The organism is Steroidobacter flavus (genome assembly GCF_042651805.1).
Lineage (GTDB): Bacteria > Pseudomonadota > Gammaproteobacteria > Steroidobacterales > Steroidobacteraceae > Steroidobacter > Steroidobacter flavus.
Genome location: NZ_JBHSDU010000003.1, coordinates 2,741,375 through 2,758,801 on the forward strand (window position 1 = coordinate 2,741,375; position 17,427 = coordinate 2,758,801).

Sequence of the window (17,427 nt, forward strand, 5' to 3'; positions counted from 1 at the left end):
CAATAGGGCGAGACCCGCTTTAGAGCGGCGACAAAGCGAGACTTGCTGCTCAATCCAATCGAGTTCCTACAGACCGGGGCGAGAGCCGGTGGCACATTGCCGGCTCTTATCTTACGTAGTGATACTGGATGGAGCTTCCCCCAAGCCGAACCGATGGGATCGACTCTGGCGAAGGAACATCGCGTCCAGTCTCCGACCCGCGTCTCGGACGATGGCGGCCGGGCATGGCCTTGCGCGTGGCCATCGGTTTCGCGGCGGTCGCTCTGACCGTCATCGTCGCCAACCTTTCCACTCAGCAGAGCGCCCGCGAAGCGCGGGAAAAGGTGCGGGAGCTGCTGGTTCAGCACGAGCCCTTGGTGCGCGCCACCGAGTCGCTGGCCGCCGCCGTCTCCATGTATGAGCGCGCGGTGATCGATCAAAGCGAGACCAGCACGATCGCCCAACAACCAGTCAAAGCCGCCGCCCAGCGCATGACCGAGGCTGCCACCGACTATCAAGAAGCCGCCGGCCGTTTCGCCGAACTCGACAGTCCCGCTCCCGCGTTCACCGCGGAGCTCAATAACTTTCTCAAGTCGGGCGACGATCTCCTTCGTAGCAGTGTGACGCGTCGGTCGCGCATGCGTGACTACTGGGCCCGCTTCGATACTTTGGAAACGAGCCTCAACGCGCCGCAGGCAAATGCGGTGCGCTTCGCCGGCGCGGTGTTCGCGAGCGAAAAGTTGATGGATCTGTCGCGCACGCTGTCGGGCGTTCGTGAGCAAGTCAGTGCCGCCGCGAGTCTGTCATCGCCGCGCTCAGTGCAGTTCATCATTGCCAGCGAGAATGCGTTCCGCTCGCGACTTCAGCAGCACTCGGCCGAGCTGGCGAAGCTGCACGGTCAGCCGTGGCTCGATCAAGTGAAGGCCAATTTCAATAGCGTGGTCGCCGGTCGGCGCGCCGCCTTCGAAAGTATCGAGACCTTCAACGAGCGGTCGGTGATGTTTCGCGATCACGCCGCCGAGATCTCCGGCATGGTCGTGAACAAGCTGGTCGAGCCGGCGCGTCGGGCGCTGGCGGATGCGGATCGACTGGCGGTGCACGCGTCGAATCGCGCCGATCGTCAGCTCGGTTGGGCCAGTGCCGTTACCATGCTGTTGTTGATCGGGATTGCCATTGCCACCGTGACTGGCGTGACCGCGCCCGTGCGTCGCTTGACGGAAGCGACGCGGCGCTTGGCTGGAGGTGCAGTCAGAACTCGCGTGGTCCGTGGTGGCGTGCGTGAGCTCGATACGCTGGCCGAGGCGTTCAACCAAATGGCCGAGCAGCTTCAGCAGGCGCAGAACGCCGTTCGTGTCCATCAGCTGGAACTGGAAGCGCGCGTCGATGAGCGCACGCGCGAGCTGAATCATCTCGCGCATCACGATCCGCTGACCGATCTGCCGAATCGTCGCCATCTGCTGGCGCATCTCGATGAAGCGCTCGACCGAGCGCGTCTGCGTAACGGCCGCCTCGCGCTGCTGTTCATCGATCTGGATAACTTCAAGACCATCAACGACAGCATGGGTCACGCGTTCGGCGACCGCGTGTTGCAGGCGGTGAGCGAGCGGCTGCGCATGAACAGTCTGTTCTCGCGCTCGTTCAGCGCCCGCCTGGGTGGCGACGAATTCACGGTTGTTTGCGAAGAAGTAAGTCAGCTAGGGGATGTCGAGAGGCTGAGTCGCTCGGTGCTGGAGGAATTCCAGCGAAGTCTGAGCGTCCATGGCCGCGAGCTAAGGATCAGCGTCAGCGTCGGCGCGTGTGTCTTTCCGGATCACGCGTCCGACTCTCATGCTTTGTTACGAGCGGCCGATTCGGCGTTGTTCCGCGCCAAGGAGTCGGGCCGCAATTGCTGGAGCCTGTACGCGCCGCAGCTGCTCGAGGCGGCGGCGTCGCGCTTCAAGGTCGAGCAGTCGTTGCGACGGGCGGTGGAGCAGGGCGAGTTCGAGCTGCTCTATCAGCCTGAAGTGTGTTTCGAAACGTTGGAGACGCACACCGTCGAAGCGCTGCTTCGCTGGCGCCAGCCGGATGGCAATGTGGTGTCGCCGGCGGATTTCTTTGCGGTCGCCGAGCAAACCGGCTTGATTGCCGATATCAGCGACTGGGCGCTGCGTACCGCGATCCAGACGGCGGCGGTCTGGCACACCGGCCCGTGGCCGAAGGCGCGTGTCGCGGTGAATATTTCCTCGCAGCAGTTGATGAGTGCGAGTTTCGTCACTCGTCTGCAAGCGCTGCTCAAACAGTATCAATTGCCGGCGCAGTGCCTGGAAATCGAGCTGACCGAAAACGTGTTACAGACCGGCGCGAACACCATCGCGACGCTGAAGCGATTGCGTGAGCTGGGTATCAGCATCGCGTTGGATGATTTCGGCACCGGTTACTCCTCGCTCACCTCGCTGGAGCGTCTGCCGCTGACTCGCGTGAAGATCGATCGCAGCCTGGTCACGACCATCGATACGGGCGGTCGCTCGCCGGCCATCGTGCGTTCCATCATCGGTCTGTGTCACAGCCTCGGGTTGCAGGTGACGGCCGAAGGTGTCGAGCGGCCGGCGCAGCTCGGCGTTCTGCTGAACGATCGCGGCGTACAGATCCAGGGCTATCTGGTGTCTCGGCCCATCAACGCGGCGACCGTGCCTGTATTCATCGATCAGGCCCGCTCGCATCTGGAACAATTGATGATCGGCGCGCCCACGCCGGTTCAGGAAAACGAAAACACCACGCGGCTACGTACTTTGCGTGCGTCTTCCTCGCGAGGCGCACGTTCGGGCAGGCCCCCCGCCGACGAGAAGTGAGGAACCGGCGCCTGCGGCGCGGAGTTTCTTCGACGTCGTCTTCCAATAAGCCGTCCCCGGCGCAGGGGCTGATTTCAGGTGCCGCAGAATCCTCTACCCGCACGCTTGAACGGACCGTGGGTCACTTTGCTCACGCTGGTGCTGGTGGTTGGCATTCTCTACACGGGCAAACAAGTGTTATTGCCGATGGCCCTGGGGGTGGTGCTGGCCTTCGTGCTCACGCCGCTGGTGCGCCAGTTCGATCGCATGCATCTGCCGCGAATTGCCGGCGTGACGCTCACCATGGTGCTGGCCTTGAGCGCGGTGAGCGGCATGGGCTATGTGGTGTACGACCAGTTCGCGCAGTTGTCCGGCGAGATCAGTCAGTACACCTCGTCCATGCGTCGCAAAGTGGGTGAGTTGCGGCTGGGGAACGATGCGGCCATCCGACAGTTCACGCGCACGCTGGATCGAGTGACCGACCAGCTGTACGACGATCCCGATCAGCGCAAGGCGCAGCCGGTGCGCGTCGTCCCGCCGAAGCCGTCGCCGACCCAACGATTACGCGAGTCGTTCGGCGCGGCGTTCGAAACAATTGCCAGTGCGTTCATCGTGGTCGTGCTGGTGGCATTTCTTCTGGGGCAGCGCGAGGATCTGCGCGATCGTTTCATACGATTGATTGGCGCCGGCAATGTCACGATGACGACGCGGCTCATGAACGAGGCGGCGTATCGAGTCAGTCAGTTCCTGGTGTGGCAGACACTGATCAATCTCACGTTCGGCGTGCTGGTGGGATTGGGGCTGTACTGGATCGGGGTGCCGTATGCGGCCTTGTGGGGTGGCATCACGGCGCTGCTGCGCTTCGTGCCTTACGTCGGCACGGCGTTGTCGGCATTGATGCCCGCGCTGCTGGCGTTCGCGACGTTTCCTGGCTGGGCCGAGACCGTGCAGACCCTGGCGTTATTTCTCGGGTTGGATCTGATCACCGCGTATTTCGTCGAGCCGGTGGTGTTCGGTTATCGAACCGGCGTGTCGTCGTTCGCATTGTTGATCTCGGCGTTGTTCTGGATTTGGGTGTGGGGGCCGGCGGGGCTGCTGCTCGCGACGCCGCTCACTGTCTGTATCGCCGTGCTGGGCCGTCATGTGCGCTCGTTGCGTTTCCTCGCAGTCATTTTCGCGGACGAGCCGGCGTTGCAGCCGCATGTTCGTTTCTATCAGCGGTTGCTGGCACGCGATGAGGATGAGGCCGGCGTGCTGGTGAGTCGCAAGCTCCAGGAGGCCGGGCCGATCGGTGTGATCGATCAGGTGCTCCTGCCCACGGTCACGCTGGTATTGAGTCATCGCGAGCAGACCGAAATCAGCGAGGACGATGCCGAGTTCGTGCTGGACGTGGTCGCCGAGACGTTGCAGCAGCTGCCGAGCACGGCGCAGACGATGGCACCGCGGGCGACGATCGTCGGCTTGACGGTGCGGGCTCCGGCGGACGACCTGGTGCTCGCGATGTTACGTACGGCGTATGGGCGTGAGCGCATCACGCTGCCGTCGCCAGAGCTCACCGCTGAAGAAGCATTGCGGGCGGCCATTCGTCAGGCGCCTGCGATGATTTGTATCGCCGCCGCCGCCTCGACTCGCGGATCTGAGCTGCGCAACTATTGTCGTCGCATTCGGAGCGAGCTACCCGACACTCGAATCGTCGTGGTGCGTCCGCAGCTGGAGGAAGACGAGGCGCCGCGCTCCATCGATCGCTTCCGTGAGGCGGGTGCGGATAGTCTGGTGTTGAACGCGACCGAAGCGGTTGTCGCGATCGATCGGCTGTTGCCCGCACCCACTGAAGTCACTGGCAAGTCGCGCCAGTTGTCGGCGCACGCCTAGTCGATCAGGTTCCTTCTTCGGCCAGGCCGAGCATCGCCGAATCGCTCAACGGAGCAATGCGCGCCAGCCAGCCATCGACCTTTTGCGGCTCGCCGGTCTTGAGCCACGAGAACACCACGTTGTGCCAGAGGATGCGCTGCACGTAGTTGCGGGTTTCGTTGTAGGGAATGTTTTCGACCCAGACATCGGGGTCGAGCGATTCCGAAGGCATCCAGCGCGCGGCGGCGTTGGGGCCGGCGTTGTAGCCCGCCAGGGCCACGATGGTTTGACCGCCAAACTTATCTACCAATCCCCGCAGATTGGCCGCGCCCAGGGGCACGTTGATCACGGGATTGAACAGGTCGTCAGCGGATGGGCGCGGCTTTTTCCATTTGCTGGCGGTACGACGAGCGGTCTCCGGCAACATCTGTAGCAGGCCACGCGCACCGGCCGACGATTGCGCGTCCCGGCGATACAAACTTTCCTGGCGCATCACGCTGTAGATGAGCTGCGGCGAGAGTCCCGTCAGTTTCGCAGCGGACAATACTTCCGCATCGTAAGGCTGGGGATACAGCAGCTCGTAATCGTTGAACACTTTCTGCTGACTCGCCGTCGCGATGGCCTGGTCGTAGTAGCCCCAGCGCGCGGCGAGATGAATGGCCTGCGTGCGCGCCGAGTCCATCAATTGATCGAAGCCGAACGCCCATTCGGCATTCGCTTGATTGCGCATGTCGCTCATCAACAGTTCACGAGCACGCACCATCGGCGGCAGTTGTTCCATGCGATGGACCTGCGCCTGATCCAGCACCAGCTTTTCAGGATGGGGCGCCACGGGCCGATCCAGCCGGGCGCCGGCCATGATGGAGTAGAAGTTGTCGTCGATCAGCACGGACTCATACAGCTCACGCGCGAGTTTCGGATCGCCCGTCTTCTCGGTGGCACGCGCTGCCCAGTAACGCCAGCGTGCCAACGCGCGCTGTTGATCGGGCATGGCTGCGATGATGTTGCTGACGAGTTTCCAATCGCCCGCCCACAAAGCGGCGCGGGCGTGCCACTCGCGCGCCACGTCGTCGAAATCTTTCAGCTGCACCTGCTTGAAGTAATCGAGGGCTTCGGTGCGACGGCTCCAGGACAATCCGAGCGCCAGTGCCAGCGCGTAGGGGCTCGCCGTCTCGGCGGTGAGCTTGCGAGCGCGAACAAAATTTTCGTAGCGGCGGATGGCACCGTCGCTGTCGGCGCGAACCAGCCGCGACCAGCCGGCGAGCTGCGCTTTCGGCTCGACTTCCAAGGCGGGCGACGCGATCAACGCATCGATCTGCTTTTGTGGATTTTCCAGCAGCGCGGCCCATCGCAGCAGCGGCGCGGCCCGGTCGGGCGGCAGGCTGGTGGCGATTTGCTTGGCGAAGCTCGGATTGTTGATTTCCAGCGCGCGGCGCACGCGTTGCTCGATCAGCTCAGGGGTCAGCGCGTTTTGAGCGCGCATCCAGGTGAACGCTTGCTCGCAGTCCGGCAGGCTGGCGGGCGTGAGCCACTGGCGCGCGATGTCGAGCGACAGATCCTGCGTTTGTCCCAGCGCGATGCGTGCAGTGAAGCTCTGACAGCGCAGCGAGTCGCTGGCCGATTCATCCTTGTAGTGCTTCAGGAACGGCTGCCACTGCTGACGGCTCGCGAGACTCGCCAACCAGGCGCCGCGCACATCGCGCCCGACCGGCTCGCGTTCATAGTAGGAAATGAATGTTTCGGCACTTTGATCGACCGGGCCGAGCTCGTTGGTTGCCACCGACAGCGCTCGTTTGATCCGCGCGGCCTGCAAGTACGGATACAAGGGGTAGCTGCGCAGCGCCTCGCTGTCTTTTTTCTCGTCGGTGGGTTGAGCAAGCGCCTCGGCGTACGCCTCTTTGAAAACGTCCCGTGTGTGCTTGAACGGGTCTTTGGCGGCGAGCGCCATGCCGCCAGTCAGCGACAGCGCGGTCAACGCGAGCAACGATTTCATCAGCCGGAATCGAGTCATGGTCGTCAGATTAATGGCAAATGCCGCGCCTGGCCATTGCGGCCGCTGGCGCGGTTAAGCGACTGAGCACAGCGCATCAGAGGAACCCTACGGCCGGCCGCCACGTTCCGGCCCAATGGATCTGTTCGTTGAATTGGGGGGTCACCACACGACGCTGCCGCCGTGGGAGACCACGCTGCGCGTGCTGGCCGCGGTGGTGGTCGGCATCCTGATCGGGCTGGACCGCGAGCTGCGCCAGAAGCCAGCCGGTCTGCGCACGCATATTTTGATATCGCTGGCGGCCGCTTTGTTCACTGTGATCGCCTTCGAGATTCATGTTCAGTTCGCCGGCCACGACGGCACCAAGACCGCCGATCCGGTTCGTATCATTGACGCGGTGACCGCCGGCGTCGCATTTCTGGCCGCGGGCGCGATCATCCAGAGTCGCGGCAGCGTGCATGGCCTGACGACTGGCGCCAGCATGTGGCTGGCCGGTGCGCTCGGGCTGGCGTGCGGGGCCGGTTACTACTTCATCGCGTTCCTCGGTACCGTGCTTGCAACGACCGTGCTGGTGGTCGTGACGAAGCTGGAAAAGCGGATGAACACCAAGCCGGACAAGCCGGATCCGAACGGCTCTAGTTGAGAGGGGTGCGCTGGTGTAACGTGCGCGCCCGTGAATGCCGCTGTTACTGCCGAGCCGCTGCGATACATCGCCTGGTATGAATCGCCGGTCGGGCCGCTGATTGCTCGTGCAACCGATAGCGCGCTGTGCGGCCTGTCGTTCTGCGACGCCGATCGGCTGGAAGAACGGCTCCAGGAATTGCGGGCACAGCACGCACCGACTTTGCGAGGTGGCGACAGTGCGCTGCTGAGCGATCTAAGAGTGCAGCTCGCGGAATATTTCGCGGGTCAGCGCCGGGAGTTCAAGTTGCCGCTGAGTGCTGCTGGCACCCCGTTTCAGGAGCGGGTGTGGGCGGCCCTTTGCGAAATTCCCCACGGCGAGACCTGGTCCTACTTGCAGCTCGCCGTGCACATCGGCGACGCGCTGGCGACGCGGGCGGTCGGCTATGCGAATGGCGCGAATCCCATCGCCATCGTCATTCCCTGCCACCGGGTCATCAACGCCGATGGCGGCGACGGGGGCTACGGCGGCGGCCTGTGGCGCAAACGAATTCTGCTGGACCTGGAGCGGGGCCAGGGCTCTTTAGCTCTATGACAGGCTTGTGAGCCCCCGGTTCAGCCGCCATATAGCCGGTCAGGATGAATATTTGGTAACACGTCGCGTCGGAACTCGCACAGGGACGATGCGACTAATAAGTAAGCCGATGCGGACGAGGTAGTAAATCATGTCCTTCAAGCGCAATTTTTCACGGGTGGCCGCGGCCTTCGCGCTGACGGCGGCCTTATTTGCCGCCGGCTGTGCCACCACCAGCGGCCCCAAGACCCGGATCGACTACGACCGGTCGGCGGACTTTTCCGTGTATCGGACCTACGGCTTCCCGAAGGAAACCGGCACCGATCGCGGCGGTTATTCGACGCTGGTTACCAGCTACCTGAAGAGCGCCATGTCTTCGCAGATGGAAGCTCGCGGCTACAAATACAGCGAGGACCATCCGGATCTGCTCGTGAACTTCTATATGAACACCCGCGAGCGCACCGAGATCCGCCCGGATGCCCGCGCGTCGGTGGGCTATGGCTATTACGGCTATCGCTACGGCTTGTACAACGCCTGGCCGATGTATGACGAAGACCGCACGGTCACATACAAGGTCGGCACATTGAACCTCGACATCGTCGATGCCGAGAAGAAGCAGCTGGTGTGGGAAGGGGTGGCCGAGGGCCGGGTCAGCGAGGACGAGCTGCAGAATCCCAAGGTCGCCATCAATGGCGTCGTGACCGAGCTGATGCGTCAATATCCCGGTCGGCCGAACATGTAACTAGCGAATCGGCATCCCGCTCAGCATCGAGTCCATTTGCTCGGCGCTCAGCTCGATCTCGATTTCGATGGTGTCGTCGTCGAGCGCCGGATCCGGCAGCGGGTCGGCCGGCGACAGCACCGCGCCGTCATTGTTGGCGGCCGGCAGCGGCTTGAGCAGGGGATCGAACTCGCAAATATCGTCGACTTCGATTTCGGTGGGGGCGAGCGGGGTGACGGAGGAGGGATCGGTCAACTCCTGGGCCGTGAGATCGATGGAGATCTCGGCGATCGGATTCATAAACTCACGCCCTCATTCGACTTCGACCCTTGAATGCTGCCAGAGCTGCGTGGCCCGAGCCTGCAACGCAGTTCACACACGCGAGTCGCGAGAGTTATGAAATCCGGCGACTTACCGTAATCCCTGATTATGACCCTGGGGTGTGACCGTTCTGGAACCCTGACGCGGCGTCGTTCATTGGGCCGCGATGACAACGATTCCCATGCCGGACCCGCACGCGATCGCTGTCATGGTGCTGACCCTGGTCGCGCTCTATCTGTTCTCGCGCGACTCCCTGCCCATCGAGACTTCCAGCCTGCTGGTGGTGGCGGCGCTCGCCATCGGCTTCAGTCTGTTTCCGTACCGGGTGCCGGACGGCGGTGAGCTGGATCCGATCCGGTTCTTCGCCGGGTTCGGCAACGAGGCGTTGATTGCGATTTGCGCACTGGTGATGGCGAGTCAGGGACTGGTCGCCACTGGAGCACTAGCACCGATCGGGCGCGTCGTGCATCGGGTGTGGCAGATCAGTCCGCTGCTGGCCATGGGCGTCGTGATCATCGTGACGGCGTTCATCAGCGCATTCATGAACAACACGCCGCAAGTCGTGTTGATGATCCCGATCCTCACGGCGGTGGCCATGCGCTCGAGCATGTCGCCGTCGAAGTTGCTCATGCCCATGACGTTCGCGTCGCAGATCGGCGGGATGGGCACGCCGATCGGCACGTCGCTCAACCTCCTGGTGATCGGCAGCGCGGCGAGTCTCGGTATCGAGCGCTTCCATATGTTCGACTTCATCGCGCCAGCGTCGCTGGCGGCGATTCCGGGACTGCTGTTCTTGTGGCTGGTCGCGCCGAGACTGCTGCCCGATAAGCAGCCGTCGTTCGTGAACACCTCGCCGCGCATTTTCGACGCGCAGCTGCATATCACAGAGACCAGCCCTGTCGCGGGCAAGACGTTGGCGGACGCGAAGAAGCTCACGCAGGGCGAGATGTCTGTCGTATCGGTGAGGCGGTCGGCGGATATGGTGATTACACCGTTGCCCGATGTGATCTTGCGACCCGGCGATCAGCTGTCCGTGCGGGATACGTCGGAACAGTTGATGGAATATTCGCGCGTTCTTGGCGCCGCGCTGTTTTCTGGCGACGTGCGCGTCGACGCGGAGCATCCGCTCACAGCGCCGGATCAGCAGACGGCTGAATTGGTACTCACACCTGCATCGCCGTTGCGAGATCGCACGCTGGCCCAGGCCAACTTCGATTGGCACTACCAACTGATCCCCCTCGCGGTTCACCGGCCCGGCGAAGAAGAAGCACTGAGTCCGACGACCCCCTTGCGAGACGTGCGCCTGGGCGTCGGCGATGTGCTGTTGGTGCAGGGGCCGGCGGAGCAGATCGAGGCGCTCAAACAACGGAGCGAAATGCTGGTGCTCGATGCGACCAGCAACGTCCCGCTGACCGCGAAGGCGCCGCTGGCGTTGGGCATCATGGCCGGCATCGTCGTGATCGCGTCGTTGCGAATCGCACCGGTCGCCATCGCTGCGATCTGCGGCGTGTTGGTGATGGTCACGACCGGATGTTTGAAGTGGCGTCACGCGACGCGAGCGCTGGACTCGTCGATGATCCTGCTGACCGTGGCGAGTCTGGCGTTGAGCCTCGCCCTTGTGACAACAGGCGGCGCTGCCTTCATCGCGCAAGTCGGCGCGCTTCTAGCGAAGTCGTTGCCACCCGTGGCTGTGCTGAGCGCGACGATGCTGTTCATGGCGATCATGAGCAGTGTGATATCCAACAGCGCCGCGGCGGTGATCGGCACACCGATTGCGATTGAGCTGGCGCGTCAGTTGGGCCTCGCCCCCGAGCCCTTCGTGCTGGCCGTGATGTTCGGTGTGAACATGGGCTTCGCGACGCCGATGGCCGATAACTGCAACCTGCTGGTCTATAGCGCAGGTGGCTATTCGTTCGGGGATTTCCTGCGTGTCGGCTTGCCGCTGACGCTGATCATGTGGCTGGCACTGACGTGGGTGCTGCCGCATTTTTACCCGTTGGGGTGATTCCCCGCACATCTGCAGGATCAGGCAAGAACCTGCCAGCTTCGCCTAACTCTGCGCTAAGTCTCCCGAGGCAAGATAGCTCCCATGCGCCTCATTGGTTGGGTGTTGTTATTGGGAGTTGTCGCTATGAGCGCGGCCTACGGCAATCGACCGGCTTATTCCTCCAGTCAGTTTCGTGACGGTCAATTTCACAATGTCACGAAGCCCAAGCAGCCGGGTGGCTGGCAGATCGTGAAGTTGTGGTGGCAGTTCATGTTCAAGGACGCCAGCAAGACGGTGCCGCCCGAGGCGCTGCCCGTGACGCCGCTGACACGGGAGCAGCTGGATCAGGCGCCGGATGGCTCGATCTATCGGCTCGGGCATTCGACCGTGCTGATGAAGTTGAACGGCAAATTCTGGATGACCGATCCGGTGTTTTCCGAGCGCGCTTCGCCGGTGCAGTGGGCCGGGCCGAAACGTTTCCTGCCGACGCCGATCTCGCTGGAAGAGTTGCCGCCGTTGGCGGCGGTGATTCTGTCGCACGATCATTTCGATCATCTCGATCGCGACACCGTGCTCAAGCTCCAGGCCAAGACGAGTAAGTTTCTTACGCCGCTGGGCGTGGGCGATGAGCTGATTGAGTGGGGCATTCCCGCTGAGAAGACGCATCAGCTGGATTGGTGGCAGACCATCGAGGTGGATGGGATTCAGTTCACTGCGACGCCGGCTCAGCATTTCTCGGGCCGCAGCTTGTTTGCCAAGAACCCGACGCTGTGGGCGTCGTGGTCGATCTACACTGGCACGCATCGCATTTTCTTCAGCGGCGACACCGGCTATTTCGACGGCTTCGCCGAAATCGGCCGGCGGCATGGGCCATTCGATCTCACATTGCTGGAAGCGGGCGCGTACGACAAGCAATGGCAAGGGGTGCACATGCTTCCCGAGCAGGTCATGCAGGCGCATAAGGATTTGCGTGGCGACTGGTTGCTGCCGATTCACAACGCTACGTTCGACCTGGCCTTCCACGCGTGGGATGAGCCAATGGAAAAGATGTTGGCGCTGTCGGCACAGCACGGCGTTCGTCTCACCATGCCGCGTATCGGTGAGCCGGTCCGGTTGGATCGATATCAGGCCGCGCAACCCTGGTGGCGTTTCAAACATCAGCCTCGATCCAGCAATGTGCCGGCAACAGCGACTTCATAACCAACCTCAGCCAGCGGGCCTTCGGCCCGCGGCCGCGACTGCAGCTTCCTAGGCCGAGTCCCGGCGGAGTGTGGAGGCGACGGGCGCGGCACCCCAAAAGCGGCGGGCGCCGTCAGGGTTTGCGGCTACACTGCGCGCCTTCCGGGCTGTCGGGGTCGGCATGGGCGCGGCGAAGGATTCTCTCTCGATTGGCGAAGCGCGACGGGCGGCCATAGCGGCTCAACAATTCCTGAGCGGTGGCAGCGCGCCACGCAGTGGTAAAGCGTTCGCGGAGATCGTACGACGCCTGGGCGTCGTGCAGATCGATTCGGTCAACGTCCTGGTCCGTTCGCACTACCTTCCCGTTTTCTCCCGTCGCGGCTCATACAAAAGCGCGCTGCTCGAGCGCGCGGCTTACGACGATCGTTTGTTGTTCGAGTACTGGGGCCACGAAGCCTCGCTGCTCCCCGTCGAATCCTATCCATTGTTCCGCTGGCGCATGGACGACGCCCGCAAAGGCGTCGGCACGTGGGGTCGGCTCAAACGCTATGCGACCAGTCACCAAAATCTGGTGAAAGCCGCCATCGATGAAATCCGCGAGCGCGGTCCGCTGGGCGCGAGTGAATTAACGGGCGCCGGCAAATCCAAAGGCAGCTGGTGGGGCTGGAGCGAGGGCAAGGAAATCCTCGAATGGTTGTTCTGGATCGGGGACGTGACCACCGCGCGTCGGCGCAATTTCGAGCGCATCTACGACCTGCCTGAACGCGTGTTGCCCGAGTCGGTGAGAAATGCGCCCGTGCCTTCGCGAGAGCACGCACAGCGCGAGCTGACGATGATCGGCGCCCGAGCCATGGGAGTGGCGACAGCGCGCGATCTGCGCGATTACTTTCGGCTTCCGGCGAAGGAAGCGGCGGCGCGGCTCGGTGAGCTAGTGGAAGAGGGCAAGCTCATGCCGGTCAGTGTGGAAGGCTGGAAACAGCAGGGCTATCTGCATCACGAAGCCAAGATCCCACGCGCGAGCAAAGTCGCAGATGTCGCGGCGTTGCTATCGCCGTTCGATTCGTTGATCTGGGAGCGTCAGCGCACCGAGCGCTTGTTCGACTTTCATTTCCGCCTGGAGATTTACACGCCGAGTCACAAGCGGTTGCACGGCTATTACGTGCTGCCGCTATTACTGGGCGATCGCATCGTCGGACGCGTCGATTTGAAATCGGAACGGCAGGGTGGGGTGCTGCAAGTGAAGGGCGGCAGCGTCGAGCCGGGAATCAAACCAGGGAACGTCATTGAGCCGCTGGCGAAACAATTGAGCGAACTGGCTGCGTGGCTGGGTCTGGAGAATTACACCGTTACGAGTCGAAAGGGTGAGCTCATGCGCGAGTTGAAAAGGCTGAAGCCGCGCTGAACAAAGGTGAATGTGACCTCAGCCTGCGCCGCGAACCGACCAGCCGAACACGCACATCACGATAAACATGGTTATATAAAACAGCACGCTCATTGCCGCAGTCTCCAACATGTCTCGTCTGTCAAAAAACGCGAGGACGAGGAGGTCGGTTCCCGTTGTAGAAAGTGCTTATTGTGGGTTCGGCTCCAAAAAACAAAGCCCCCGTGAGGGGGCTTTGTCAGCTCACTTAAGAAAGCTGAACTTTAGTGCTAGTCATCCATCAGGAAGCTGCGCAGCTGCTCGCTGCGGCTCGGATGACGCAGCTTACGCAGCGCCTTCGCTTCGATCTGACGAATGCGCTCGCGCGTCACGTCGAACTGCTTGCCCACTTCTTCCAGCGTGTGGTCGGTATTCATGTCGATACCGAAGCGCATGCGCAGAACCTTCGCTTCGCGAGGAGTGAGGCCAGCCAGCACGGAGTGCGTAGTTTCGCGCAGGCTTTCCATCGTCGCGGAGTCGATCGGCGAGTCCACCGAAGTGTCCTCGATGAAATCGCCAAGGTGCGAATCCTCGTCGTCACCGATCGGCGTTTCCATGGAGATCGGCTCTTTGGCGATCTTGAGCACGCGGCGGACTTTGTCCTCCGGCATTTCCATGCGCACCGCCAGCTCTTCCGGCGTCGGCTCGCGACCCATCTCCTGCAGCATCTGCCGCGAGATGCGGTTCAGCTTGTTGATGGTCTCGATCATGTGCACCGGGATACGGATGGTGCGCGCCTGGTCGGCGATCGAACGGGTGATCGCCTGGCGAATCCACCACGTCGCATAGGTCGAGAACTTGTAGCCGCGGCGGTATTCGAACTTGTCGACCGCCTTCATCAGGCCGATGTTGCCTTCCTGAATCAGGTCGAGGAACTGCAGGCCACGATTCGTGTACTTCTTCGCGATCGAGATCACCAGACGGAGGTTGGCTTCCACCATCTCCTTCTTGGCGCGGCGGGCCTTGGCTTCGCCCACGGCCACTTCGCGGTTGATCTCTTTGACTTCCGCGATCGTCAGGTGCACGCGCTCCTCGAGCGACATCAGCTTCTTCTGCTGCTTCTCGATCTCTTCACGCAGGCGCGCGAGCGCGGCCGAGTGCTTGCGCTTGGCGCGGATATGCTTGTCGAGCCACTTGGTGTTGGTCTCGTTCTTCGGGAAGGTCGAGATGAAGTCCTTGCGCGGCATGCCGGCATCGCGCACGCACAGGATCATGATCTGCTTCTCGAGGTTGCGGATCTCGGCGACGTTGTCGCGTAGCTGCACGATCAGCGCGTCGAACATCTTCGGCGACAGCTTGAGCTCCATGAACTCGCTGGCGACTTTCTTGCGCAGCTTGACCGACTTCGGGTCCTTGCCGGTCTTGTCCTCGGCCATGGCCTTGAGCACCTGCTGGTGGCCCTTGGCGATGGACACGAAGCGGCGCGCCGCCTCTTCCGGATCCGGACCGGTCTCGAGCGTCTCTTCGTCCTCGCTGCTGCCTTCGCCTTCCTCGTCCTCGTTCTCGTCTTCCTGAGGCGCGGCGGCGGCGGCCAGCTTCGGATTGACCGGCGCGGCGATTTCGTCCGGCGCGTTCGGGTCGATGAAGCCGGTGATGATGTCGACCAGGCGGCCCTGGCCGGCCTTCACCTGCTCATACTGGTTGAGCATGAAGTTGTAGGTGAGGGGATAGCTGGACAGCGCGCCCCGCACCGTGTCCAGGCCTTCCTCGATGCGCTTGGCGATACGGATTTCGCCTTCGCGGGTCAGCAGCTCCACCGTGCCCATCTCGCGCATGTACATGCGGACCGGGTCGGTCGTGCGGCCGAATTCGGCGTCGACCGTGGCCAGGGCGGCCGCGGCTTCCTCGGCGGCTTCCTCGTCGGCGACCACCGGCTCGGCCAACAACAGGGCTTCGGATTCCGGTGCCTTTTCGTACACCGTAATGCCCATGTCGTTAATCATGTTGACGATATCTTCGATCTGCTCCGGATCGACGATTTCGCTGGGCAGATGGTCGTTGACCTCGACGTACGTCAGGTAGCCCTGCTCCTTGCCACGGGCAATCAGCAGCTTCAATTGCGATTGACGCTCATCGGCGATCTGCGCCGGTTCCTTTTTTGCTGCCAAGGTTTTGCTCAAGTCGTGGCCCTCACGTGCTGTCGGGGGTGGGCGGGCTTAAAAAGACCGCGCAGTGTACTTTGATCGTTTTCCGGGCGCTAGGTTCGCGTTCACGCACCAGTATCGACCGGAGGTTTCCGGGCCAGCAGCCCCTGTAACTCGGCCTTTTCCGCATCCGTCAGGCCCGCCTTCTTTAACAAAAAGTCGGTTCGGAGCCGGGCCGCCTCATCGCCAAGCTGCTGGACCGCACCGGCCAGTTCTTTGGCGGCGCCGGCGGCATCGACCAGGCACTCCTGAGCGGCCAATGTCGCCAGGTGCCCAACATCGGGGCGGTCCCGCCAGCGTTCAAGCAGCGCACCAGTGTTAGCGCATGGCCGGCGGCCTAGTTCCTCGATCAAATCGATTAACAAGGCAATTCCCGGCCTTTCGAGGGTGCTCAGGGCCGGGTTCAGAACCACCTTGTCGGCAATTTGCGGATAGTGCACCAACAAAGAAATGGCCTGCCGGATCAGAGTGCGCCGGCCCGCCTGAACCTGCGGCCTCGCAGTGGTACGGACCGGCTCCACGGCCGGAGGTTTCGTTTCCGCGCCCTCACCTAACATAGACGACAAACGGCCGCTTTTCAGGCCGACGGTTTTGGCTACTTCGTCGGCCAGCAATTCACGGAAAATTCCGGCGGGGATGCGCTCAAGCAATGGCCGTGCCAGCGCCCCCAGCTGGGCCCGCCCGTCGATGCTGCGGACATCGACCTGCGCGCTCAGGTGATTGATGAAATATTCAGACAACGGCATCGCCTGTTTGATTCGCGCTTCGAACGCCTCGCGACCTTCCTCGCCGACCAGGGTGTCCGGGTCGTGGCCGTCGGGTAGAAACAAAAACCGGATCTGACGGCCCTCGCGCACCTGGCTCAGCGAGTTCTCCAGCGCTTTCCACGCGGCCGCCCGGCCGGCGCGGTCGCCGTCGAAACAGAACGTCACTTCGTTACAGATGCGGAACACGCGTGCCAGATGCTCCGGTGTGGTGGCCGTTCCCAACGTGGCCACGGTATAAGTGATGCCGGCCTGATGGAGACGAACCACATCCATATAACCTTCAACGATCAACAGCCGGGTCAGGGTCCGGCTCGCCTGTCGGGCTTCATATAAGCCATAAAGCTCCCGGCCTTTGTGAAACAGTTCCGTTTCCGGCGAGTTCATATACTTGGGCTCGCCTTTATCGAGCACGCGCCCGCCGAAACCGATAGTGCGCCCGCGCGCATCGCGGATCGGGAACATCACCCGGTCCCGAAACCGGTCGTAATGACCTGAACGGTTGTCCCGCTCGATGATCAATCCTGTCTGCAGCAGCCGCGACCGCTCAGCGTCGCTGCCGCCCAATAGCTTGAGTACCGAATCCCAGGCATCCGGGGCGTATCCCAAGCCAAAAGTCGCCGCGGTTTCTCCGGTGAGGCCGCGCGCCTTGAAATAGTCCTTACCACGGGCCGTGTTCATCAGCTCGCTGCGGTAAAAGGCCGCTGCCTTTTCCAGTGTCGCGAACAATGCATCCGACGGCGGCGGCCGCTGGCCTGGCGTTTGCTCACGCGGCACCTCGACACCGATCCGGTCCGCCAGCTCCTCGATCGCATCGATGAAGCCGAGGTTGTCGTGCTTCATCAGGAAGCCGAGTGCGTTGCCGTGCTCGCCGCACCCGAAGCAGTGATAGAAGTTCTTATCCGGGACCACCGTGAACGACGGGGTCTTCTCTCCGTGGAAGGGGCAACAGCCCTTGTACTCCTTGCCGTGCTTTTTCAACGGCACGCGACTGCCGATCAGCTCGACCAGGTCGACCCGAGAGATCAAATCCTCGATGAAATGTTTGGGGATGAGGCCGGACACGAAT

The 17,427-nt window shown here is 62.4% G+C and carries 12 protein-coding genes; 8 read left to right on the forward strand and 4 right to left on the reverse strand.

All coding sequences use genetic code 11. The features are described 5' to 3' along the window. Positions 1 to 224: 224 nt before the first annotated feature. Entirely contained in the window at positions 225 to 2,807 is a 2,583-nt protein-coding gene (locus ACFPN2_RS17595; RefSeq protein ID WP_380598808.1) for a putative bifunctional diguanylate cyclase/phosphodiesterase, read from the forward strand. A gap of 78 nt (positions 2,808 to 2,885) precedes the next feature. Continuing rightward, on the forward strand, positions 2,886 to 4,658 hold the full coding sequence (locus ACFPN2_RS17600; RefSeq protein WP_380598810.1) for an AI-2E family transporter: 1,773 nt from the start codon (positions 2,886 to 2,888) through the stop codon (positions 4,656 to 4,658). Between the two features lie 4 nt (positions 4,659 to 4,662). Here ACFPN2_RS17600 and ACFPN2_RS17605 read toward each other — a convergent pair whose 3' ends face one another. Beyond that, the gene (locus ACFPN2_RS17605; protein WP_380598812.1) at positions 4,663 to 6,648 is read right to left on the reverse strand and encodes a lytic transglycosylase domain-containing protein; all 1,986 of its coding nucleotides are present in this window, start codon (positions 6,646 to 6,648) and stop codon (positions 4,663 to 4,665) included. Between the two features lie 115 nt (positions 6,649 to 6,763). On the opposite strand from ACFPN2_RS17605, the gene ACFPN2_RS17610 reads away from it, so the two are divergent. The 3 genes from ACFPN2_RS17610 to ACFPN2_RS17620 all read left to right on the forward strand — a co-directional run bounded on the left by ACFPN2_RS17610 (position 6,764) and on the right by ACFPN2_RS17620 (position 8,564). Further along, positions 6,764 to 7,270: an MgtC/SapB family protein gene (locus ACFPN2_RS17610; protein WP_380598814.1), complete on the forward strand. Its 507-nt coding sequence runs from the start codon at positions 6,764 to 6,766 to the stop codon at positions 7,268 to 7,270. A 30-nt stretch (positions 7,271 to 7,300) separates the two neighbouring features. Then, a complete protein-coding gene (locus ACFPN2_RS17615; RefSeq protein WP_380598816.1) occupies positions 7,301 to 7,843 on the forward strand; it encodes a methylated-DNA--[protein]-cysteine S-methyltransferase in 543 nt (180 codons plus the stop codon). Between the two features lie 130 nt (positions 7,844 to 7,973). Then, positions 7,974 to 8,564 (forward strand): DUF4136 domain-containing protein, encoded by a 591-nt coding sequence (locus tag ACFPN2_RS17620; RefSeq protein WP_380598818.1) that lies wholly within the window; start codon positions 7,974 to 7,976, stop codon positions 8,562 to 8,564. Here ACFPN2_RS17620 and ACFPN2_RS17625 read toward each other — a convergent pair whose 3' ends face one another. Next, positions 8,565 to 8,843, reverse strand: a complete 279-nt coding sequence (locus tag ACFPN2_RS17625; RefSeq protein WP_380598820.1) for a hypothetical protein — start codon at positions 8,841 to 8,843, stop codon at positions 8,565 to 8,567. A gap of 187 nt (positions 8,844 to 9,030) precedes the next feature. On the opposite strand from ACFPN2_RS17625, the gene ACFPN2_RS17630 reads away from it, so the two are divergent. The 3 genes from ACFPN2_RS17630 (at position 9,031) to ACFPN2_RS17640 (ending at position 13,432) form a co-directional block, all read left to right on the forward strand. After that, on the forward strand, positions 9,031 to 10,869 hold the full coding sequence (locus ACFPN2_RS17630; protein WP_380598821.1) for an SLC13 family permease: 1,839 nt from the start codon (positions 9,031 to 9,033) through the stop codon (positions 10,867 to 10,869). Between the two features lie 126 nt (positions 10,870 to 10,995). Continuing rightward, positions 10,996 to 12,051, forward strand: a complete 1,056-nt coding sequence (locus ACFPN2_RS17635; protein WP_380598823.1) for an MBL fold metallo-hydrolase — start codon at positions 10,996 to 10,998, stop codon at positions 12,049 to 12,051. A gap of 160 nt (positions 12,052 to 12,211) precedes the next feature. Beyond that, on the forward strand, positions 12,212 to 13,432 hold the full coding sequence (locus ACFPN2_RS17640) for a winged helix-turn-helix domain-containing protein (RefSeq protein WP_380598825.1): 1,221 nt from the start codon (positions 12,212 to 12,214) through the stop codon (positions 13,430 to 13,432). A gap of 248 nt (positions 13,433 to 13,680) precedes the next feature. On the opposite strand, the gene rpoD is transcribed toward ACFPN2_RS17640, so the two are convergent. Together rpoD and dnaG are read right to left on the reverse strand one after the other, a co-directional pair. Next, positions 13,681 to 15,531, reverse strand: coding sequence for an RNA polymerase sigma factor RpoD (rpoD, locus tag ACFPN2_RS17645; RefSeq protein WP_380600161.1), 1,851 nt, complete (start codon positions 15,529 to 15,531; stop codon positions 13,681 to 13,683). Positions 15,532 to 15,659: 128 nt separating this feature from the next. Further along, positions 15,660 to 17,423 carry a DNA primase gene (gene dnaG / locus ACFPN2_RS17650; RefSeq protein WP_380598827.1) on the reverse strand — a complete coding sequence of 588 codons (1,764 nt, stop codon included), beginning with the start codon at positions 17,421 to 17,423 and terminating at the stop codon, positions 15,660 to 15,662. Positions 17,424 to 17,427: the final 4 nt, after the last annotated feature.